Here is a 20,785-nt window from a genome sequence, read left to right on the forward strand (position 1 = left end):
TTGGTTTAATGCAAGGTATGAGGCGATGCTTCTTCTGAAAATCCTACTAAAGTAATAGGTTCCGAGTCAGGAAATACGACAACAATTTGTAAATCGCCTTCCATTGCCTGAATGTACTTTTGCAAAAGGGTACATCAGATAGATATAAAATACACTCATTAATAGAATACTGAATACAAGACCGCCCTTATAGTTACCTCCCTGTACCCCAACTAGACTCTCAACTAGGAGACACTGTTACTGTGACAAACGATATTAGCGATTATCATCCTAAAAATAATGAAAGTTATTCTCAATTTTTAAGTATGTTGCGAGTACTTGTAGTAGATAATGATGTTGATAGCTGCATCTTAATTAAATTTATTCTTGAAAGTTTTAATTTTCACGTCATGACAGCCTCATCAGTCATGGAAGCTATAAAACTCGTGGAAACATTTAAGCCAAATCTTTTAATAAGTGATATAGTTCTACCTCAAATCAACGGTTATACATTAATTCGTAAAATTAGAACTCTTAACCCTCCATTAGGACAAATTCCGGCCATAGCAGTAACAGTTGTAGATGTGGAAGAAGGACGAACCTTGGCTTTAAAGTACGGATTTCAAGCTTATTTAATTAAACCAATCGATCCAGATGAATTAATGCTAGAAATAGCAAAACTTTTGAAGATTCATCCAAAACATCAACTTCCCAGCCAAAATTCATTCGGAATAACATCTACTGAAGAAAGCTTGTTTACTTCTGAATCGAAACAGGTAGACAAATTATCAATTAAAACAAAAGCCTTGAACAAAGATTTTGCCAATCAGGTTATTGCTAGGTCTCAAGAACTTCATACTCATTCAAAACAGCTTCAGAGACGTTATCACGACCTTGGTTGTCGTTTTGTAGCCTTAAAAGCTCATTTTGCTCAACGTCAACAGAAATTGGAACCACTCAAGTTCTCTGGCATTGACATTGCATTCACTTTCCACAATTGAATACAATTTAGTATATGTCTTAAGTTTGGTTTATTGAACAGCTTCCATTGCATCTGATAAAAAAGTATAGTTCCTCATGAATTAGCTGATTAGCGTTATCTCAATTTAGCCTCAGTTCTCCCAAAGTTCAGCTAATTTATCTAGTAGGTTCTTGGCTAACTTTTGGATTTGAATTTTCTCGTTTCCATCACTTAATTCCCGGTCAGCGACGCTATTTGCTACAGTACCTGCCAAAACATCGGCACCAGCATAACGCCATTTGGTTCGAGGGGTATTCTGGTAGACGTGCTCGAGCTGCGCGACAATGTCGGAAATGTTTCTTGTTGCTAGCATTTCTCGCACCTGCACTGCAACGGGATCGTTTCCTTCAAGAAAGTCTCTACCTACCTTCAACCGATAGAGATGATCTTTACTATCCACATCCTGGCTTACAAGGTCACTTAACGTATTCAGGCGAACAGGTGGCTTATTCGGAAGCTCAACCACAATAGTTAGATTGCCGCCTATAGCATCAATGTAGTTTCTCAAAGTAGACAGCAACATATCAGACTCTCTTTCCAGGCGTGACACGTTAGATTGCGGCATCCGCAAGCTTCGTGAAATTTCCGCCTGTGTTAGCCCTGCGGCTTTTCGCAATTCCTGCAAAGTGAGATATTCAGTTTCTAATTGTTCAGCCCGAGCCTGTATCCGTTGCTTGCGATCGTCTGGCAAATTATCCCATATACTTTGCAAGATTTTCCCTTTGGTCATTGGTTTTCCTCCTTTAACTGGGTCAAATGATTGTCGAAGCGTTCATCGGCCTTTTTGATAAGCTGCTTGTAAAACCGTTTCTCACTCATCCCAGATTTATCCGAAGCGACAAGCAGAATTGCTTGTCGCTTCGGATCGAAGGCAAATGCAGCTCGCCACACACCGTTGTCCGCTTTAAACCGTAGCTCTTTCATGTTCGTATGCTTAGAACCATTAAGTGTGTCCACATGGGGCCTGTTTAGCTGCGGACCGTACTTTTCCAGCAATGCCACTTCTGCTAATAAAGCATCCTGCACAACTTCGGAAAATTCCAAGAACTCTTGTGCAAATAGAGGATACAATTCAACGTTCCAACACATACCACTACATTATCATTTATGATATATATCGTCAATGATATTATTTTGGTGTTTTTGTGTATGACGATCGCGTTGTAAAGTTCTGTTATTTCTCTTCATCTGCGTTTGTCTGCGTTCATCTGCGGTTCCTTAATTGTCATAGAATTAAGACAACCGATTGCCCACAAACCATCCCAAACCGCCCAGTCCTAACAATAACGGCGTTAACCAATCCCCCCAACGCACGTATAAAGTCTGACTTTGAAGACGATATATTGTTTCTGCATGAAGTTCGTAAGTATTGTGCCCGGATATCCACAATGTTCTGCCATGGGGATCGACAAAAGCTGAATATCCCGTATTTGTTGCCCGCACTGCCCATCTATCGGTTTCAATTGCCTTCATAATATCCTGTGCGTGGTGCTGGGCTGGCATAGCAGCACTGTAGTGAGCATCATTAGAAGGACCTAATATGAATTCTCCGCCCGCAGCTGCTTGACGGCGGAAATGTTCTGAAAAAGCAGATTCATAACAAATCCCCACAATGGCGCGACCAAAAGGCGTGTCAAATATCTGATTTGGCTTCCCTGCAACTTGGTGTTCTTTTAAAGGTGATAAACGGTCGATAATACCGCCTAAAATTTCTTCAAAGGGAACATATTCCCCTATTGGCACCATCTTAACTTTGCCGTAGCGACTAAAAATCACACCACTGCCCGTAACTGTAAATAAACTATTTGTATAGCTACGTCCCTCTCTATAAAAACCGCCAATCCAAGCAACTTTCTTTTTCTCTCTCACGGCAGCTACTAAAGAACTTGCCATAATTTTGTCCTGGAAAAATGGCAAAGCACCCTCTGGTGTCAGAACTGCATCAACACCCCGGTCTGCTAGCGTGGCATAACCCTTGGTGTATCTTTCAATGGCACGACGAAAACCTTCTCGATAAAGTTTAATTTCATTAGGGACATTACCCTGAACGATCCCCATTTTCAATGCTGTTTCGGGTCTTTGAACTAAAGGGCGGGAGTATAAACTAAAACCAATGAGATGGAGAACAATAAATAGTGCTGCAGCAGAAACCAAATAAGCGAGACGTAGAGGCGCTGAGTAAGGCGATTTTGTGGTGGAGGTTTCACCACTATTTAAAGTATCTTTTGGCACATAAGCAAGATTAAGGTTTCTCCTCTCTGCGACCTCTGTGCCTCTGCGGTTTATCCATGCTTCCGCAATCAAACCGTTCACCGCCACAATAGCCGCAGTCACGGCATTAGGACCAGATAATTGACCCAAATGCAGAATTGCAAGATTATGCGGGCTTTGAGTGTAAGAAAGAGAACTCCACCACAATGGACCAGCACTCCAAAGTCCTTCTAATCCGCACCAGATAGCTGTGCCAATGAGAACGCGAACAAAGGGAATCAAATGTAGAGACGCGCCATGGCGCGTCTGTGGTTTATGACTGAGCCTATCTCTAAAATTCAAAACCCAGCAGAGACAAGCTGCCCAGGTAGCAACTAATGCAGCGCCCCACAAGGTAATAAAGGTCCAGCAAAACAGTGCGATCGCCAAACTTGCCAACCAAGGAACCCCCATCCAAGTCATGGGATGAATTCCCGTAATCCAAGATAGGGCAATTCCGTGATAACCAATACCCCAAGCCAGGGATGGGAGGATAGGGAGAAGGGGCGATGGGTTGTTTCGCCCGGAAGAATTGACAACCAACACCCACAGGGGAGCAAGGGCAATCCATGCTAAAAACCATGCATTAAAGGGTGCAACTGTCAACCCCATCAAAATTCCACCAACAAAGGCAATGAGGACACCGTTTTTTGGAGCAAGGAGAATTTTGCTCATCAATTCGCCTTGTTTCCGTGTCCCCGTATTTTCTTGTCTTTTCTGCTTACTCTGCCTCGGTTGCATCACCACTATCGGGGGGAACTATTGCCACTCCCGTGATAACGTCATCTTCATCAAGACGCTGCACTCGTACCCCAGTTGCCGATCGCGATTGAATAGAAATCGCATCTACTGCCTGACGGATGATAATGCCACGACTGGTAACCATCATAATCTCCGCGTCGTCATTATTAACAATATGCAGGGTTGCCAATTGGTCTTTGATTTTGCGGTTCTTGAATTTGGTTGCCATGATACCTTGACCGGCACGATTTTGCAGGCGGAACTGGGAAACGGGTACTCGCTTGCCATATCCTCCCATTGTAATCACCAATACCCAAGGTCCAGTACTGCCATTGCCAGCAACTTCTACAGATTCTTCATTCACATCAGCATCAATGAGTTCTTCGGTTTCGACATCCTCAATTTCAGTTTCTGTGTCTGTATTTAAGGTAGCAAGAATAGCAGCTGGGAGTATATCCATTCCCACCAATTCATCTTTATCGCGCAGTTTCATGGCTCTTACCCCACGAGTTGCCCGTCCTAAGGGGCGGAGTTGTTCGTGATTGCACCTAAAGTGAATTGCCATACCGCGACGCGAACCGATGATAACGCTATCTTCCACTCTTGCCCGTCTCACCCACCGGAGTTGGTCGCCTTCTTCCAAGGAGATGGCAATCAAGCCATTGGCACGAATGTTACTGAAAGCTGCTAATTCTGTCTTCTTAATATAGCCACCATTGGTAAGCATCACCAAATATTCATCAGTGGTAAACTCTGCAACAGGCACTATGGAGGTGATTTTCTCCTCTTTAGGAACGGGCAGCAATTGTACAATTGGCGTTCCCCGGCTTGTGCGGGAACTTACGGGAATTTGGTAGGCTTTGAGGCAGTAGACAACACCTCGCTCGCTAAAGAATAAAACACTGTCATGGTCGCAGCACGTGAGGAAATGCTCCACACCATCATCCTCTTTCATTTTTGCCGCTGCTTTGCCTCTGGTTGCACGGCTTTGCGCCTCAACGGTGTTGACTGGCATCCGTCTCGTTACCTGGGCATGGACTTGGGACCCATGATTCGCAAAGGATTTGCAGATGGAGAATTATACATTCAAATCCAAGAATCAATTAGAGGCTGTGATGTTTACCTAATCCAGCCCAGCTGTCAACCCGTCAATGACCATTTGATGGAGTTACTAATTATGATTGATGCCTGTCGTCGGGCTTCAGCACGCCAAGTTACCGCAGTTCTTCCCTATTACGGTTATGCCCGCGCTGACCGAAAAACAGCAGGAAGAGAGTCAATTACTGCCAAGCTGGTTGCTAACCTGATCACAGAAGCTGGTGCCAACCGGATTTTAGCAATGGATCTCCATTCGGCTCAGATTCAAGGTTATTTTGATATACCGCTGGATCACGTTTACGGTTCACCAGTTTTGCTTGATTACTTAGCGAGCAAACAACTGCATGACTTAGTTGTGGTTTCCCCAGATGTAGGCGGCGTGGCACGGGCAAGGGCATTTGCGAAAAAGCTGAATGATGCTCCGTTGGCAATTATAGATAAACGGCGTCAGGCACATAACGTTGCCGAAGTTTTAAATGTTATCGGTGATGTTAAAGGCAAAACAGCAGTGTTAGTGGATGACATGATTGACACTGGCGGTACCATCTCTGAGGGAGCAAAACTACTGCGTCAGGAAGGGGCGCGTCAGGTCTATGCCTGTGCAACACACGCGGTCTTCTCCCCACCTGCAGTTGAGCGGCTGTCAAGTGGGTTGTTTGAGGAAGTGATTGTTACCAACACAATTCCCGTGCCAGAAAGCAAGCGCTTCCCCCAGTTGGTCGTTCTGTCAGTAGCCAATCTTCTTGGCGAAACTATCTGGCGCATTCACGAAGATAGTTCTGTTAGTAGTATGTTTCGCTAATTAAGAAAAAACTGTCTTCCCCATTACAGTTGGTTTGTTTGAGGATGAGGTTTGGGTTTTTCCGGGCTTCATCCTTTTTGTTTATTTATAAATTTATTTGGGACTTCTATGAATACGAAGATTATACGTAGACTAATGCTATTCCCACAATCGCCGACCGGAAGTCCCATTTAATTTATCGTGAGCATCTTGTAACAAATTGGGAATATTTAAATTTTCCGGACATCGGGGCAGACACTCACCGCATTCCGTACAGCGATTTGCTTTCATTCCAGGAAACCAATGACCGGCATTCTCAAACATTCGGTAGCGGTATTGCCCAAAGTCGGTCATATTATATGCGCTCGCCAGATTGCGTAACCGCAATACTTCTGGTATATTGATGTTTTCAGGGCAAGGTAAGCAATCATAGCATTGGCTGCATCTATCAATTCCCAAAGCAGCTCTTTGGTAATCTTCTAAACGTTGAAAAGCCGCAGTTTCTTCGCGGTTCAATTCTTGAACGCAGTCTGCAACGTGTAAAGGCTCCTCCAACTCATTTGGGTTTGCAGGGCCTACACTGAGGGTGGTAATTCGGGTGTCACTAAGTAAAAATCTGTAGTTTAACTCCAATGGTGAGAAAGGATGGCATAGTTCTTTCAAAGTTTGGGGTGGCGTATACAGGCGTCCTCCTTTATCAGCAGGGGAAATAATAAAGATTCCCATGTCTTTTTTATAAGCTTTCTCAATTGCTGGTGCATTACGTTGGAAAAAATAGTAATAATGCAGATTGATAAATTCAAATAAATCTGTATCTATTGCTTCTAAAATAATGGACAAGGGTGCGTGGGTAGAAAAACCAACGTGTCTCACCCTACCGTCGTCAATAGCTTCCTGCACGGCTTGCATACAACCACCCTTGGTTTTTATCCAGTCGAGATGCTCCCTAGTGTTTAAGCCATGAATCCCCAAGCAATCAAGATAATCCAGGTTCAATCTTTGCAAGGACTCATCAATACACCGGCGCATCTTGTCAGCATCCGATGTAGGTGGAATTTTGGTAGTAATGTAAAATTGGGAACGGGAAACTGGCAATCCAAAGGCGATCGCTTTGCCAAGATAATCTTCACTATTGCCATAACCTTTGGCAGTTTCTAAATGATCGATCCCTAAGGTTATTGCTTTTTGGATTGTCTGGTAGGCATTTTCAGGTGAAGCCAAATAGCGCATTGTACCTAAAGAAAAGACAGACAAGCACAGATTTGTTTTCCCAAAACGTCGGTATTTCATCTTAAAGTAAATTGGATTTTGGATTTTAGATTCTGGATTGGAAACTTAGGACTATGACATACTTGTATTCTGAAGCACAAATACAAACCTAATCCAAAATCCAAAATCAAAAATCTAAAATTCCTAACTCTCGCTGCTGCCAAAACGCTTGATTAAATCCTCTGGTCGCAGATTGGATACAAATTCCCGGAAAGCTTCCTGTTCTGCTTCATCAGCATCTCTATCGACTGGGATAGAAGCATCAGCTATCACTTCTTCCATGACCCAAATGGGGGCATTTGTGCGTAGGGCAATTGCGATCGCATCACTGGGGCGGGCGTCAATTTCCTTTTTCACTTCGCCTTGCTTGAGAATGAGAGATGCATAAAAGGTATCCTTTTGAAGCGAATGAATGATAATACGCTCCAAAGCCATGTTCCATGCTTCAAACATATTCACAATCAGGTCGTGGGTTAAGGGTCTCGGAGGCTTTTGATTCTCCAGTGCGCCCATAATTGCTCTCGCCTGCTCTTGACCAATGTAAATGGGCAATGCACGGCGCTCTGAAGCGTCTTTCAGGAGTACAATTGGGCTGCGGGTTATGGCATCTAATGCTATGCCAGCGACTTTCATCTCAATCATTGGCTCAGCCTCTAAAATCCGTTAAGTGTGAGGGAAGTATGTAGCAAATCATACTTTTGTTTGGTTGATTTAGGAACAAAGTTAAACATAACAATTTATTCTCTATAATTGCTTCTATTAAACTCCTAAATGGATGTGAATACCAGAGTATGACGACTAGGTCTAGTTCGACTATAATCTACTTCCCCAAGTATGCCTCGTGACGAATCGAAATGTATTGATATTCTGACATGAATTTTTGTCAGAAATTATACATATTCTTTCTCAACTTGTGTGAGAATCACTAGCTTGTTTCAGACGAAAATTTGCCATAAATAGAGTAAATTTAGCAAAATAGCCGTGTTTACAGGATTAATCCAGTCATTAGGAACGCTTGAGCATTTAGAGGGCGATTCTTGGCAAATTACTTGTGTCACAGAGTCGTCCAGTGTCATTATGCAAGATTTGGCTATAGGTGACAGTATCGCAGTCAATGGCATCTGCCTAACGGTAGAAAAAATTTTAAAAGATGGATTTATCGCTACTGCTTCACCAGAAACCTTACGCCGTACAACCCTAGGGCAGGAGACAACACAACAGAAGTACGTAAACTTAGAAGCATCGCTACGGGTGGGCAGCAAGGTAGGGGGTCATTTTGTGATGGGACACGTGGATGGCATGGGTCAACTGGTGTCTGTGGAACAAACTGCAACATCTTGGGAAATGACCTTTACTGCCTCAAATGCTATTGCCCGCTACATTGTTCCCAAAGGAAGCATAGCGGTAAATGGCATTAGCCTCACTGTTGCCAATTATCAACCAGAAATCATGCAATTTACAGTGGCGGTGATTCCCCTCACCTATGCCGAAACCAATCTACAGTATTTAACCCCAGGCAGTTGGGTCAACTTAGAAGGGGATATTCTAGGGAAATACGTAGAAAAATTTATTTCTGCGGGGAAAAATGATTTAGAAACATCCACAGACAACGATTTTAATGGAATTACACCCAAATTCTTAGCGGAACATGGCTACCTGTAAATGAGGAGGGGGAGATATGCCTCCCTCCTTCCCTCGTCCTAACTACCTGGTTGTCCAGACACTTGAGCAGTTTGTATGGATTGAACCAATTGACCGAGGGCGTACTCCAATTGAGCGCCAGGGTCAGTTGCAACCCATCCTTGAGAGGTCAGTTGACGGACTTCAAAGTGCAAGTGGGGACCTGTGGAGTTACCAGTGCTGCCCACTCTCCCAATGACAGTTCCTTGTTCAACCCTCTGACCGGGTTGAACAAAAATTTCTGACATATGACCGTACAGCGTTTGTTGGGCATTATTGTGGTTAAGAACGACGGTTAACCCATAGCCGCCAAGATAGTCGGCAATCTCTACTAAACCGGATTGTGCAGCTAAAACAGGTGTTCCCATAGCCGCACCTAAGTCTGTACCGGCGTGAAAACGACGATCTCCCGTGATGGGGTGAGTTCGCCAACCAAACAGAGAAGTAATTGGGGCGGGTATGGAAAGGGGAAACATTAATCCCGGACCCCCGTAGGGAGGTCTACCAGCATAAACTCCACTATAAGCAATTTGCGGCAATGTTGTTGCTAGTGGGATGTCATAAGCCACCGTACTCATGCGAGGTGCAACATTTTCCGCTGTCGTCGGTGGGATTAGAGTATCACCAGAGGGCGCGGGGACAGAACTAACTGTGGTGCCGGGGGTGAAATCATTGGGAATAAATCGATTGCGACGGTAGGGACTCTGGGGTACACCAGCAGAAGCGATCCGGGATGGATGACGCACAAAATTGTTTGTCACCACACCAGAAGTCACTCTAGGACTTTGACGTACAAGAGTGCCATTCATACCAGTTGCCGCACGACGTATGGGAGGCACAGTTGCTAAAGTAGCTGTTTGACTTCTTCTGAGCCAACTTGGAGAGGGCTTGGAGGATAGTTGAGTGTTAGCAACGGGTGCTTTGTCACGATTACGTTCGGTAATCACGACAGCATCAGGTGCTTCATATGTTTCTGTAGCACCAGTGTTGTAATCCGTTGGGTCAATGTAGGAGTTGTTGTAATCTTTAGAGGTTGGTTGAGCAGATGCTGAAGAATAACTTTGCCGGGAAACCTCTGGTCGAGGTTTTTCGTCCCTAACAACAGATACTCTTGGTTGGGAAGTCTCTAGTTGAGGTTTTTCCTCTCTAGTAATAGCAGGAGCAATCCGTGTAGCTCTCAACCTTGTTCTTAATTTTCTAGCTGTTGCTACAGGTACCGAAACTTCTTCTTGAGGTCTTGACCTTCTGATAACTACCGTAGGTTCTGAAACTGCTTGTCGGGGTTGTGATTCTCTAATAACAACGACAGGGCTAGAAGACTTTGGCTTTTTGGATAATCTTTGTTTCAGTCTCACCCTGCGTCGAGAAAATTCTGGTTGCTTTTGAGAAGTTTCTGGTACGGGAGAACCTGAGTTTTGTCTGGCAGTATTTCTGGTGACTGGATTTGCAGGTGCTGCTTGTGGGCTTTCAACAGTGGGAACAAGATTATCTACTGCGGAGGAATCGGTTTGGGCAAAAACCAAGCCGCCACTACTTAGCAAGCCAAGGCTACCTAGCAAACTAAGGCTTTGTGCGGGTAGGGTGGATGCAAAACGTCTTTTTGACAAGCGTCTTTGCTCCGGTTGATTCCAACGATTCCCAGCAGAGTTATTGCGCTGCGTCATGTGTTCTCTAGAATTGTGTGATTGGGCTTAGAGAAATTGTGTCAGGTTATTTTTCAAAAAATTTTAGATTTTGCGTTGCTAATTGTTTAGTTGTAGAGACATACAATCACATGTCCATACATTGAGTCGTGAGTATTTACCACTAACTACTAACCACTAACCACTAACCACTTTCAAATCTAAAATTTTGATGATTCAGGGGAGGAATTACAATAACCCAAACTGATTGTACCGGGCTGGAAGGAAATTTCTCGTGTTTGTCCTGTGACAAATTCTGATGTTTCCGTCTGTACCCGAAGAGCACCACTGTTTGTAACGCCTACTACAGTACCTGTAAAATTGTCAAGATGCACCCGATCGCCTATATTTGCCAGCAACTCTAGATAGCGAGTCATTAATATATTGACTCCTTCAGCGACCAGACACTGTATACCAGATTCTATTCCAATAAGAACAGTAGCAGCTAGCATTTCCAAAGAAGAAATTGGTTTGTGATGCTGCCCTTGCCACATTTCTAAATTGATTCCGGTCTCCGGTACTGGATTTGCCCAATTGATACCAACTCCGATGGCAGCTTGGGCAATCTGTCCTTGTTTTACTCTGGTTTCCGTCAAAATCCCGCCTAACTTGCGACGATTCAAAACCAGATCGTTGGGCCATTTGATTTGGGCAGGAATACCTCTGTCTTGCAATTGTTTGGCAATACCCCAGGCAGTAGCCAAAGTAATTTGATAACTATTTGTTGCCTCTAACCCAGGAGCAACCGCTACCGAAAGATACAATCCTCCAGTGTGGGAAATCCACTGCCGACCCCATTGACCTCTCCCTGCTGTCTGCTTCGTTGCGATCGCCGTACATCCTGGTGATGCCCCTTGTTTTAGCAGGTTCCAAATAATTTGATTGGTCGAGGTAACACTTTCAAAAAGATGTAGCGAAAACGGTAAATATAGACTTTTGCTACCCGTTTGTAGGGCGATCTTCTTGCGCCCTGTTTCAAGAGCGGTTTCCAGCTTTTCTCTATCTATTCCCATAGTAGTTTACGCAAAAGATTACCTAAAAAAGCTAGTTTAGGATAGTATGTATTGGCTGCTTTTTGTTTCTTTCTATTCTGGTTTTAGGTACAGTTAACGATGCACGCTTGGCACTGGCGCACTTGGGAAGGACTCCCCTACCTCATCTGTAGTCTACTGGAACCTTGGCATCACGGCTTTTTCACCCGGCAGTTTTCGCCCAGTTCTCCTTTTGAACTGACAAAGGCATTACATCCAGAGGCATCAGTTTATCGATTGAGACAGGTTCACGGGAATACTGTCCTCTCTCCGGAAGAAATTGCTCTTCAGTTAACAGAATCTACACAAGCAGAAGGCGAAATGGATTCTGCTTTTGCCTCAGGAGATGGGTTAATCAGCACCCAGTCTCTACAAGCAGTTTGGGTAGCAACTGCCGATTGTACCCCCGTACTGATTGCTGATGAGAAAACAGGACAGGTAGCGGCTGTTCATGCAGGTTGGCGCGGCACTGCGCTCAAGATAGTACCGCAAGCCATTAGCAGATTGCAAGCACAAGGTAGCAAGCTAGAAAATTTGCGAATTGCGATGGGTCCTGCAATTTCTGGAGAAGTTTACCAAGTGTCCGAACAGGTTGCAGCAGAAGTAGGAGGTAGTATTATACCATATGACGACGAAAAAGCGATTTTAGCAGCGTTGCAGGACTTACCATCATCTCCCTTGCTTCCAGACCCAGAACCAGGGCGAGTGCGACTGGATGTTCGACGGGTTAATACTTTACAAATGGAAATGTTGGGCATTGGTTTGGAACAAATCGCGATCGCGCCTTACTGTACATACCAAACCCCCGAGTATTTCTTTTCTTACCGCCGAGAACAACAGAAAAAAGTTCAATGGTCGGGAATTGTAAGTAATTAAGTTGTAAGAGCTTCTAAAATGAAGAAAATTCGCCAACAAATGGCGCGATCGCCTTAACAAACTCAGGAGTTACTTCATAGGGCAAAACATTGCGACCGATAATTTTGATTCCATGACTTTTGGGCAACCGAGTCAGGTAATCAACCAACCATTCATCTGCATTTAATTCTTTACCTTCTTTACTAATACTCGATATATCCTCACCCAAAACAACTAATGTCGGTTGTTTTATAGAGGCGATAGCACTTCCATAATCCTTACGCCAAAAGCCAGCTAAAAAAGCAAAAACTGCATGACGGCTGTCAGGATTTTCCGCGCCTTTTTGTAAAGTATTTATCCATTCAGTATCAACTGCCTCGCTTGAGCTAAACAATTGACGAGTAGAGAAAGAACGCAAAAACTTTTCGCGTCTTGCATAGCGATAAAAAGCATTGCCAAAAGGAGAATCTAAAAGATTCCAGATGACTTTCTGCTGCCATTGCGGTGTTTCTTTTGTCAGCAAAGGCATAGCTGGAGGACCAGCAAGTACAAGCCCAGTAATTAAATTTGATTCTTTTTGAGTTAACTCGATAGCAACTGGAAATAGGGCACCTTGAACAACTATAATGACTGGTTTTTGCACCACTGTTTGTAAGAAGTGTTGCAACTGTTTTGCCCAATCAGTGGGAGTGTAAGCGCCATAAGGCATATCACTTTCACCACATCCCAAGAGATCGGGGTTGTAAATGGTATTTCGATGCCCTTGGTTGTACCATTCATGGGAAAACCGCTGCCAAAATTGCCGCGACAGCCCAACACCAATCGGGTGAATTAATAACAAGGGTATCCCGAAGGGTTCTGAATTGGTAGGGTTGAGAACTTCGTAAGCGCAGCGATAATTTTTCCAAGTATAAAACTGAGTGGAAGATGTTGCTTGATGTTGAGTCATCATTAAAAAATCATCTCTGGGTGAATGAGCTTGTATCCCGAATCTTTTATTTTTTTATTAGACACTTTGACATTATAGGAGCGCTGACTCTGTTGGGAAGAATCCCATGTAACCTTTGGTAGATTGTGTGTTTCACAAACACGTTCTATCACTTCCCGATTTGTAAGATAGGCATCATCAACTAAATTATATATACCTTCCAGTCGGTTTCTGCGGGCAAACTCTATGGCATTAACAATATCATCAAGGTGAATCCAGTTTGCAGGTTCCTCCCCATTACCAGGTCGGGTTGTACCAGCAATGCGCCTATATATTTTCGCGAGTTCTCGATTGGGACCATAAATTCCCCCCAACCGTAAGATACAAACATTAAGTTGTTCGCTTGATGCTGATAGCAAGACTTGCTCAGTTTCACTCAGAATTCTTCCATTGGAGTTAAGAGGCGCAACTGGTGTTTCTTCATCTACCAACACGCCCTTCTGGTCACCATATACAGAGCAAGTACTGGTGTATATGAGTTGCCCGACAGAAGGAATTTGTTTTAGAACTGAAACAATTGTTGTAGCAGTTTGTAAATACACTTCTTCATAAGAAGCACCTTGTGCACCAATAGATAGAAGCACTGCATCATGATTTTTCAGTACTGATTTTAACCCTTCTGGATCGTTTCCTTTTATAACTGCAACTCGTTGAGCTACTGCCTGCAATATAGGAATGCGTTCAGGCATAGTTGTCGTAGCTGAGACGATAAAAGCCATCTTTTGATGCCAGTATTGAGCAACTGCATAACCTACATATCCGCATCCAATAATAGCAATGTTCATGTTTAGTAAGAAGTTAAGCGCTCGGAATAAGGATTAAAATAACTCAGCCGATTGTGTAGGAAAGCCTGACACTTTAGCTTTCCCACCTCAATCTCTACAAACAAGCATGGTGCATAATTCCTACTATTCGTAAACTCTCCCATCAGGCATAATTGCTCCAGTCAAGTTAGCTCCTATAAGTTTGACCAGAAGTCTTTCGCCGGATCGCATGCGTGCTCCTGTAAAGTCTGCTCCTCGTAAGTCAGCACCACTTAAATCTGCTCCAATTAAATTAGCATTACGGAAATTAACTTCTCGGAGGTCGGCTAATAGTAAGTTCGCCCTAAATAAATTTGCCTGAGACAAATCCGCACCTCTAAGGTTGACTTTATGCAAAAAACTATCACTGAGATTGGCACCGCTTAAGTTAGCGTAGCTCAGATTTCTACCAGATAAATCTTTGCCTTTTAAGTCTGCTTGGCTAAAATCTTTACCACTTAAGTCAGGGTTTTGCTTTGGTGGATGGGGTGTTTGATAGGTTTGTTGAGGTGTTTGATAGGTTTTTTGGGCTGGTTTTTTCTGTGTATGTTGTCCCGAATGATGTGGTATTTGATACCTTGCTTTGAGAGAACGCAATTTTTCCCGAGCTTCATTGATTTCTTGCAGCTTTCTTTGCGCTTTCTCTTGCAAGCGAATGTTTTCCTTTGGGAGGCGATCGGGATGCCATACAAACGCTAAATCTTTGTACGCTTGATTCACTTCCTCAAGTGTGGCTCCAGGCTCTAATTCTAACAACTTATAGTATTGCTCCAGCTCGCTCATAAGACTTTTTAGTGGAAATTAATTTCATTATGAGTGATGCAACCAGTAAAAGACTGCACCATTTGTATAAACTTTCCATTTTTGGGCAATTCCGGCGGAAAGAGGAGAATTCAAAACTCGAATTTTAGCCGTTACTTGAATTGGAAGCCCGCACTCAAGACAACTTCCATACGAATATTCTAAAAGTCTATGGTAGCGAATCGATTCCATAAACAACTTTTCCCACAAACCCTCATCCCAAAGACAGGTTTTATTGCACAACAAATGTATAACCTACTTGTTAGCCCAGATTGTAGCTGTAACTACTTGTCAAACCTGTTTATATTTTCACGCTTTTTTTACCTTTTGGGCAATTGTTACTCAATACTTCAACCCGTGAATCTTTATATTCTGTTACAAATATCAAAAGACTTCCTATGACTGGTTTCATAATCTTCAAAAATTCGGTAGATTTTCCTTTGGCTAAGACCCCTTCCAAAAATGTAACTTCTTGTATCAATTATTCAGAAATTATTGTTGTTAATTGTAAATTAGTAATACGGAATATTGTGGTTAATTTCCGTATTAAAACAACCTCAATTGAGCATCTATTTTTAAGAAAGCCAATTTTTGGATGATGCGGATCTCGTGATGATATTTAGTGGTAAGAAACTGCTTATTAACGTCTGTACTCTGACCTGCGACTGAGGAAGCGCTGTTGTAAAGCTCGTATATAGGCTCGCACTGGAATCTGATAAACCTCGATAAGAAGCCAAACAATAATTGCTAAATGTGAGGCAAAGGTTAATATTGTCCAAATATATGGAACCCAAGATAAGGGGGTCTGTGGATTGGGTGTAAAGTTATATGCCACTATGCCAATTAACGCGGTGGGAAGCAATACAAAAGTCATTGCTGCGATCGCGTAGCCCCAACCAAACTCTACTCCTTCTATTTGGGCTTCTGTCCAATTCAAGCCGTTCCAATACCAAACAAGCGGCGGTTGTCTGGAAGGCATTTTAAGTTGCTGTTGTTCGATGTTAACAATAAAAATTTGTTGACAAAAGTCACAAGCCATAGCTTCCATCAAGGGCATATGACTGATCTTTCCTACACGGCATACTGGGCAGGGGTAAACTTCTTGATAACTGAAAGATGTGTTTAGGAGTTTGGAACTGGGCATAAGCAATTTAAAATACAACATTGAGAAACATAGTACTGAGAAGTTTCTTACTTTCTGTCTGGCTGTAGAGAAATGGCTGACAGCCAAGCAACACTTGGTGGAGCAAGAAACGCAATGACTTCGGATTGCGCTACGCTACACCAGAAGTTTCGTTAACTCTTGTTTTCGAGTGGTGGGGGGGTTGACGCAACTCTTGCCCTCTGTTAACGTCATTTATATAAGTGTAATCTATCTTTGTTAGACAAAGTATTTAGCCGATGTTAAGCAGCAGTTCCTACTTTTATTATTGGTTTAGGGTGGTTCACCGGGAGTGAATCGAGTTTCCTCATGGAAACCGCCCGGTGAACCGCAGAGCGAACTCTGCGGTTTTTGTTTTTTTAAGGAGTACCATTTCATCATGATGACCTATCTCAATACCTGGTTTTATGGATTTTACTTTTGGCCTAGAACAAGTTCCGGGTAGATAGCGTCATGCTGATCAATCGTTAACGCCCGGAACTTAGAAAAAGTTCTGGGCTTTTTTGTTCTCAAACGGTTAGGGATTATTTTAACCACCAACCACCAACCACCAACCACTAACTACCAACAAAGGAGAATCCAATCGTGAATAACGCCAAACTTGTAGAAAAATCTCACTCTCACCATCAAACCATCGTCCGCCTGTCTGATACAGTTCGCTTTGGGGGTAAGGAACTGGTTATTATTGGTGGACCCTGTACTGTTGAAAGCCCAGAACAAATGGAACAAGTCGCTCAAAAGCTTTCTCTTGCACCAGTACAGGCGCTACGTGGCGGAGTCTACAAACCCCGCACTTCTCCCTACGCTTTCCCTGATTTAAAGGATAGTATTCTGGTCGATTAAACGCTGCCTGTTGATACCGTTCGTAATTGCCAATCTTCTTTTTAACCAGTTCTTGATTGTAGGGATACTCTTCTTTCACAATTTTTGAGATAATCTCAACCGTTTGCTCCAGATAGCTGCGCCCATCAGGTAACAATTTATTGGCATCCAACGGACCCCCAACACCCATATGACCTACTGGACCGAGTGAAATAAAACTGATTTTGCCCATTCGTTGGGCACGGTTCCAGTAGGATAAAAAGAAGATCTTCCACCGCTTTGGAAATAAAATGGGACTTAAACGCGCAACTATATCTCTGTTACCAACAAGATGATAGAGATGCTCTACCAACAATGCATTGTTATTACCACTGATGACACCAGCCAAGGAAATGACCTCAATGGGAGCATCCAACAATGCTTGCTTGAGATAGGAAAGAGCTCCCATTGCTATCTGTCCACCACCACTAAAACCAATCAGTGTGATTGGTACTGCGCTTCCGGGTTTGTAACCGTGGCTCATCAGGCTGTTGTACATAACCTGCGCTGTTCCTTGGTTGTAGATAGCTCCGTAGCGTTGGTCAGTGGAAACTGCAACAACAAGCAGATTGCGAATATTAATCGTCAAAGCAAACAAAGCGTTAAATATACCACCTCTACTGGATTGGCTGCGGCGTTCGGCGAAGCGCCAAAAGGACGACAGTATTCCATCTTCTGTCAGTGGTCGATTGAGGACTGAGTAGGGTATTATCCCTCTAACGATCGCGATATTATCCGGCAAAGCTAACCCTAACTCGTGCAAAAACCGATCTCCATCTGGGAAGTACTTAGATGAAGCTTGACCGATACCATCTAAGTAAATAACATAACGAACAACATTTGTTTTTGGTGGAATCGGTTCTTCTAATGTTCCGAAATCAGGCTTAGTAGCGATTGGCTCGCCATACCACCCTGCCCACCATCTTAAAGCTTCAAGGGGAACCAAGAGTCCGGCAAAGAGGATAGCAATCAAACTAATTTGCAACAAATCAACTGAAAGCTTCAACGCACTTCCCAAGGTACTGTACCATGCCAACCACAGATGGTGGATTTGTGGAAAGAGTACGGTACAAAGTAGGGCAATGAAAAAAATTCCTAAAAATAGGCTGACTCGTTTGATATTCATGCTCTTTCGTTATTCCCTCTCTGGTTAGCATTAGCCTGCTTATCCCCACGCAATATCTGCGGTCCTGCTTGCAGAAGTTGTTCCAGCCCTTGCATATCTGTGACCAATTGTGTCCCTGCAGCTGTATTAGACAGCCACTTGCCAAGCATCGCAATTGGTCGTCCAATGGTGCGTTGTGCTATCTGAAATGCAATCCATCCCAATACGCCACACCAAACTGCCTCCCAAACATTAAGATTGAGGGAGACGCGCCAGCCTGTAACAAATACTAACAGTGTCCAAATAGAAAGCAAAATTTGGATTGGCACACCTAAGTAGGGCAATGCCACTAAAAAACTAAACACCAGAGGTGCGTAGGCAAATCCCAGTGTAGACCACAGAACGCCATAGGAGGTATTCGTCTTAAATAGTATGAGGGTTACCAGCCATGTGCTCAAGCCCCAAAATACCACAGTAAATGTAAATAATACAGATGCTATCAACAGACTGAGAAAAAAGCGCAGTGGTTTGACTCGGTTGATGAATAGCACTATTCCTTGGCCAACAGCTTGAGAAAATCCTGCAATCAGTACGATGTACACAGCTGCTGTTGAATTTTGGGGTAGCGATTGAATCAGCCTAAAAGTTTCCGGATTGAGGGCGATCGCTCCGAATACAAGCTCCCAAAATCTGTTAAGGGCGGTCTCAGTCATAGCAAATAGAATAAGAAAGCACATAACTGATTTTAGTTGCTCTCACTGTATTTTTAATAACTCTTATAAGTAAAGCTACTAAATTGGGTGTCAAATACCTATGGTAAAAAAAGCACACTGTTACTGTTGCAACCTAAAAATGGTTGAAACTTTTGCTAATGACAAATGACAAAGGACACTTATAAGTGCAGAGGTTAATAGCGCTAAACCCAACCCCTAACCCCTGACCCCTGGATTTAATCGGCAAACACGCCGGATGCTTCTTTTTGCTTTTGATAACGCTCTTTGAACTGTCGTTGCTGTTTATTGTGATCTACAATAGGGTTAGGATAGCCAAGAGCACGACGTTCCAAGGGTGTGATTTTACCTGTTACCAAATACTCTGTGTCTACAGAGCGCAATTCGGACACCCATGTCCTGATGTATTCGCCCTCTGCATCAAACTTTTGTGCTTGACTAGCTGGGTTGAAGATTCGCACGGGTTTTGGGTCCATACCACTAGAAGCACTCCATTGCCAACCACCATTGTTGGCAGATAAATCACCATCAATTAAACTCTGCATAAAATATTTTTCTCCCCTTCTGGGATCGATAAGCAGGTCTTTGGTGAGAAAATTGGCAACTATCATCCGACACCGATTGTGCATCCAGCCCAATTCATTCATTTGCCGCATTGCTGCATCAACAATTGGGTAGCCAGTTCTGCCAGAGCACCACGCTTGGAAATGCTCTTCGTTATTGTCATAAGGAAAGTTTTTAAAAGATTCGCGGAAAGCGCCGTCTGCCAGTTCTGGAAAGTTATACATTGCGTGTTGATAGAACTCCCGCCAAGCTAGTTCCTGCTGCCATGCGCGGATGCTGGTTTCTGTTTCGTCGCTGCGGCTATTTTCTAAGACTTCTAAAGTTGCTTGCCAGACGGTACGAATACCAATAACACCAAATTTTAAAGCTGCACTCAATCGAGATGTTCCATCAATTGCTGGAAAATTACGTTGTTCTTTATATTCTTCAATTGCCCTAGTGCAGAATTCTTCTAACCGTTCTTGCGCTGCTGCTTCTCCCGGTGTCAGAATCAGTTCTCCATCCCAATGTTTACCTAAATCTTTAGCTGAGGGCAGTTCTATTACCCCGACTTCTTTTGCCTTGTCCTTTTGAGTCTGTGTCAATCCTTCTAGAGACGAGGGAGGGAAGGTTTCCACAGGAGGTGCTTTTGGTTTGCCAGTCCATTTCTTCCAAAAGGGAGTGTAAACTGTATAAGGATTATTTGAGCCAGTACGGATTTCTTCTGGTGCGTGTAAGAGTTGATCCCAGTTTTTCTCAAGAAACTCAATCCCTTTTTCTTGTAATGCCTCCATGACAACGCGATCGCGTTCTTGAGAGTACGGTTCTACATCCCAATTCCAGAATACAGCTTTCGCACCCAAAGCTGCTGCCAGTTCTGGTATCGCTTGAGTTGGGTTGGCATGAAGAATCAGCAACTGGCTTCCTGCTTGAGCATATCGCTCAAGTAGCGATCGCAAACAACCAATCATGTAGGTCACTCTTACGGAAGCAACATCATCTCGTTGGAGAATATTCGGGTCGAGGCAGAAAACGCCCACAACCTTTGGGCTTTTTTGCCTTGCAGCAGCCAGCCCTGTATTGTCAGAAATGCGTAAATCGCGGCGATGCCAAAACAGAATTAGGTCAGACATTCCATCCTATCGATAGTTCTACCGTACTAGCTTAACAGTTAGGAGGGGTAAGTTTAACTGGTTCTTCCACCTACTTAGGTAGGTGGGCAATAAACATAACTGTATTACAAAATGTAAATGTAAATACGTCAGTAAGCTTACCAATGACAAATGACTGAGGACAAACTTCTCCTGTTACGTTTTTTCCGAACGACCTACTTACCTAGTTTGTAGCTATTAGTATTTCCTCTGCATACAAATTTTTATCTACATCAAGTTTTCATAAAAACTA

At 43.4% G+C, this 20,785-nt stretch carries 18 protein-coding genes and 2 pseudogenes; 5 read left to right on the top strand and 15 right to left on the bottom strand.

Annotated elements, in window-relative coordinates; genetic code table 11:
- Positions 1 to 242: 242 nt before the first annotated feature.
- On the top strand, positions 243 to 980 hold the full coding sequence (locus tag ACYRY3_RS17210; RefSeq protein WP_460202844.1) for a response regulator: 738 nt from the start codon (positions 243 to 245) through the stop codon (positions 978 to 980).
- A 111-nt stretch (positions 981 to 1,091) separates the two neighbouring features.
- On the opposite strand, the gene ACYRY3_RS17215 is transcribed toward ACYRY3_RS17210, so the two are convergent.
- From ACYRY3_RS17215 to ACYRY3_RS17230, 4 genes and pseudogenes are all read right to left on the bottom strand, one after another.
- Complete coding sequence (locus tag ACYRY3_RS17215; RefSeq protein ID WP_460202845.1) at positions 1,092 to 1,730, bottom strand: XRE family transcriptional regulator; 639 nt, start codon at positions 1,728 to 1,730, stop codon at positions 1,092 to 1,094.
- On the bottom strand, positions 1,727 to 2,089 hold the full coding sequence (locus ACYRY3_RS17220) for a type II toxin-antitoxin system RelE/ParE family toxin (protein WP_460202846.1): 363 nt from the start codon (positions 2,087 to 2,089) through the stop codon (positions 1,727 to 1,729). The genes ACYRY3_RS17215 and ACYRY3_RS17220 overlap by 4 nt, the downstream gene beginning before the upstream one ends.
- A gap of 144 nt (positions 2,090 to 2,233) precedes the next feature.
- Positions 2,234 to 3,991 (bottom strand): apolipoprotein N-acyltransferase, encoded by a 1,758-nt coding sequence (lnt, locus tag ACYRY3_RS17225; protein ID WP_460202847.1) that lies wholly within the window; start codon positions 3,989 to 3,991, stop codon positions 2,234 to 2,236.
- Positions 3,972 to 5,012 (bottom strand): annotated as a pseudogene (locus tag ACYRY3_RS17230) (DNA gyrase C-terminal beta-propeller domain-containing protein); the annotation flags it as partial. The pseudogene ACYRY3_RS17230 and the gene lnt, both read right to left, overlap by 20 nt.
- Between ACYRY3_RS17230 and ACYRY3_RS17235 the strand changes: the two are divergent.
- Positions 4,899 to 5,891, top strand: coding sequence for a ribose-phosphate pyrophosphokinase (locus ACYRY3_RS17235; RefSeq protein WP_460202848.1), 993 nt, complete (start codon positions 4,899 to 4,901; stop codon positions 5,889 to 5,891). The pseudogene ACYRY3_RS17230 and the gene ACYRY3_RS17235 overlap by 114 nt on opposite strands.
- A 138-nt stretch (positions 5,892 to 6,029) precedes the next feature.
- On the opposite strand, the gene ACYRY3_RS17240 is transcribed toward ACYRY3_RS17235, so the two are convergent.
- The gene (locus ACYRY3_RS17240; protein WP_460202849.1) at positions 6,030 to 7,160 is read right to left on the bottom strand and encodes an aldo/keto reductase; all 1,131 of its coding nucleotides are present in this window, start codon (positions 7,158 to 7,160) and stop codon (positions 6,030 to 6,032) included.
- 123 nt (positions 7,161 to 7,283) lie between these two features.
- Positions 7,284 to 7,781: a bifunctional nuclease family protein gene (locus tag ACYRY3_RS17245; protein ID WP_460202850.1), complete on the bottom strand. Its 498-nt coding sequence runs from the start codon at positions 7,779 to 7,781 to the stop codon at positions 7,284 to 7,286.
- 339 nt (positions 7,782 to 8,120) lie between these two features.
- On the opposite strand from ACYRY3_RS17245, the gene ACYRY3_RS17250 reads away from it, so the two are divergent.
- A complete protein-coding gene (locus tag ACYRY3_RS17250) occupies positions 8,121 to 8,801 on the top strand; it encodes a riboflavin synthase (RefSeq protein WP_460202851.1) in 681 nt (226 codons plus the stop codon).
- Between the two features lie 38 nt (positions 8,802 to 8,839).
- Here the strand turns inward: ACYRY3_RS17250 and ACYRY3_RS17255 are convergent, their stop codons facing one another.
- Complete coding sequence (locus ACYRY3_RS17255; RefSeq protein WP_460202852.1) at positions 8,840 to 10,483, bottom strand: M23 family metallopeptidase; 1,644 nt, start codon at positions 10,481 to 10,483, stop codon at positions 8,840 to 8,842.
- Between the two features lie 179 nt (positions 10,484 to 10,662).
- Positions 10,663 to 11,514, bottom strand: coding sequence for a biotin--[acetyl-CoA-carboxylase] ligase (locus ACYRY3_RS17260; protein ID WP_460202853.1), 852 nt, complete (start codon positions 11,512 to 11,514; stop codon positions 10,663 to 10,665).
- Positions 11,515 to 11,613: 99 nt separating this feature from the next.
- On the opposite strand from ACYRY3_RS17260, the gene pgeF reads away from it, so the two are divergent.
- Entirely contained in the window at positions 11,614 to 12,408 is a 795-nt protein-coding gene (pgeF, locus tag ACYRY3_RS17265) for a peptidoglycan editing factor PgeF (RefSeq protein WP_460202854.1), read from the top strand.
- A 13-nt stretch (positions 12,409 to 12,421) separates the two neighbouring features.
- On the opposite strand, the gene ACYRY3_RS17270 is transcribed toward pgeF, so the two are convergent.
- The 5 genes from ACYRY3_RS17270 to ACYRY3_RS17290 form a co-directional block, all read right to left on the bottom strand.
- Positions 12,422 to 13,339, bottom strand: a complete 918-nt coding sequence (locus tag ACYRY3_RS17270; protein ID WP_460202855.1) for an alpha/beta fold hydrolase — start codon at positions 13,337 to 13,339, stop codon at positions 12,422 to 12,424.
- Positions 13,339 to 14,160, bottom strand: coding sequence for an SDR family oxidoreductase (locus ACYRY3_RS17275; protein WP_460202856.1), 822 nt, complete (start codon positions 14,158 to 14,160; stop codon positions 13,339 to 13,341). The genes ACYRY3_RS17270 and ACYRY3_RS17275 overlap by 1 nt, the downstream gene beginning before the upstream one ends.
- Before the next feature lie 123 nt (positions 14,161 to 14,283).
- Positions 14,284 to 14,961, bottom strand: coding sequence for a pentapeptide repeat-containing protein (locus tag ACYRY3_RS17280; protein ID WP_460202857.1), 678 nt, complete (start codon positions 14,959 to 14,961; stop codon positions 14,284 to 14,286).
- Between the two features lie 27 nt (positions 14,962 to 14,988).
- The gene (locus tag ACYRY3_RS17285) at positions 14,989 to 15,171 is read right to left on the bottom strand and encodes a hypothetical protein (protein ID WP_460202858.1); all 183 of its coding nucleotides are present in this window, start codon (positions 15,169 to 15,171) and stop codon (positions 14,989 to 14,991) included.
- A 448-nt stretch (positions 15,172 to 15,619) separates the two neighbouring features.
- Positions 15,620 to 16,123: a hypothetical protein gene (locus tag ACYRY3_RS17290; protein WP_460202859.1), complete on the bottom strand. Its 504-nt coding sequence runs from the start codon at positions 16,121 to 16,123 to the stop codon at positions 15,620 to 15,622.
- A 603-nt stretch (positions 16,124 to 16,726) separates the two neighbouring features.
- On the opposite strand from ACYRY3_RS17290, the pseudogene ACYRY3_RS17295 reads away from it, so the two are divergent.
- Positions 16,727 to 16,951: pseudogene (locus ACYRY3_RS17295) on the top strand (3-deoxy-7-phosphoheptulonate synthase); the annotation flags it as partial.
- Between the two features lie 1,173 nt (positions 16,952 to 18,124).
- Here ACYRY3_RS17295 and ACYRY3_RS17300 read toward each other — a convergent pair.
- Together ACYRY3_RS17300 and ACYRY3_RS17305 are read right to left on the bottom strand one after the other, a co-directional pair.
- On the bottom strand, positions 18,125 to 18,820 hold the full coding sequence (locus tag ACYRY3_RS17300; protein WP_460202860.1) for a hypothetical protein: 696 nt from the start codon (positions 18,818 to 18,820) through the stop codon (positions 18,125 to 18,127).
- 236 nt (positions 18,821 to 19,056) lie between these two features.
- Positions 19,057 to 20,514: a cryptochrome/photolyase family protein gene (locus ACYRY3_RS17305; RefSeq protein WP_460202861.1), complete on the bottom strand. Its 1,458-nt coding sequence runs from the start codon at positions 20,512 to 20,514 to the stop codon at positions 19,057 to 19,059.
- Positions 20,515 to 20,785 lie beyond the last annotated feature (271 nt).

The sequence above is a fragment of the Scytonema sp. NUACC21 genome (assembly GCF_054684315.1).

What these genes read in the sequence shown, in the direction of transcription:
- ACYRY3_RS17245 (WP_460202850.1), bottom strand. Translation starts at nt 7,781, where the DNA reads ATGATTGAGATGAAAGTCGCTGGCATAGCATTAGATGCCATAACCCGC.
- ACYRY3_RS17270 (WP_460202855.1), bottom strand. Translation starts at nt 13,339, where the DNA reads ATGATGACTCAACATCAAGCAACATCTTCCACTCAGTTTTATACTTGG.
- ACYRY3_RS17280 (WP_460202857.1), bottom strand. Translation starts at nt 14,961, where the DNA reads ATGAGCGAGCTGGAGCAATACTATAAGTTGTTAGAATTAGAGCCTGGA.
- ACYRY3_RS17215 (WP_460202845.1), bottom strand. Translation starts at nt 1,730, where the DNA reads ATGACCAAAGGGAAAATCTTGCAAAGTATATGGGATAATTTGCCAGAC.
- ACYRY3_RS17290 (WP_460202859.1), bottom strand. Translation starts at nt 16,123, where the DNA reads ATGCCCAGTTCCAAACTCCTAAACACATCTTTCAGTTATCAAGAAGTT.
- pgeF (WP_460202854.1), top strand. Translation starts at nt 11,614, where the DNA reads ATGCACGCTTGGCACTGGCGCACTTGGGAAGGACTCCCCTACCTCATC.
- ACYRY3_RS17285 (WP_460202858.1), bottom strand. Translation starts at nt 15,171, where the DNA reads ATGGAATCGATTCGCTACCATAGACTTTTAGAATATTCGTATGGAAGT.
- ACYRY3_RS17260 (WP_460202853.1), bottom strand. Translation starts at nt 11,514, where the DNA reads ATGGGAATAGATAGAGAAAAGCTGGAAACCGCTCTTGAAACAGGGCGC.
- ACYRY3_RS17235 (WP_460202848.1), top strand. Translation starts at nt 4,899, where the DNA reads ATGGTCGCAGCACGTGAGGAAATGCTCCACACCATCATCCTCTTTCAT.
- ACYRY3_RS17255 (WP_460202852.1), bottom strand. Translation starts at nt 10,483, where the DNA reads ATGACGCAGCGCAATAACTCTGCTGGGAATCGTTGGAATCAACCGGAG.
- ACYRY3_RS17305 (WP_460202861.1), bottom strand. Translation starts at nt 20,514, where the DNA reads ATGTCTGACCTAATTCTGTTTTGGCATCGCCGCGATTTACGCATTTCT.
- ACYRY3_RS17240 (WP_460202849.1), bottom strand. Translation starts at nt 7,160, where the DNA reads ATGAAATACCGACGTTTTGGGAAAACAAATCTGTGCTTGTCTGTCTTT.
- ACYRY3_RS17275 (WP_460202856.1), bottom strand. Translation starts at nt 14,160, where the DNA reads ATGAACATTGCTATTATTGGATGCGGATATGTAGGTTATGCAGTTGCT.
- ACYRY3_RS17300 (WP_460202860.1), bottom strand. Translation starts at nt 18,820, where the DNA reads ATGACTGAGACCGCCCTTAACAGATTTTGGGAGCTTGTATTCGGAGCG.
- lnt (WP_460202847.1), bottom strand. Translation starts at nt 3,991, where the DNA reads ATGCAACCGAGGCAGAGTAAGCAGAAAAGACAAGAAAATACGGGGACA.
- ACYRY3_RS17220 (WP_460202846.1), bottom strand. Translation starts at nt 2,089, where the DNA reads ATGTGTTGGAACGTTGAATTGTATCCTCTATTTGCACAAGAGTTCTTG.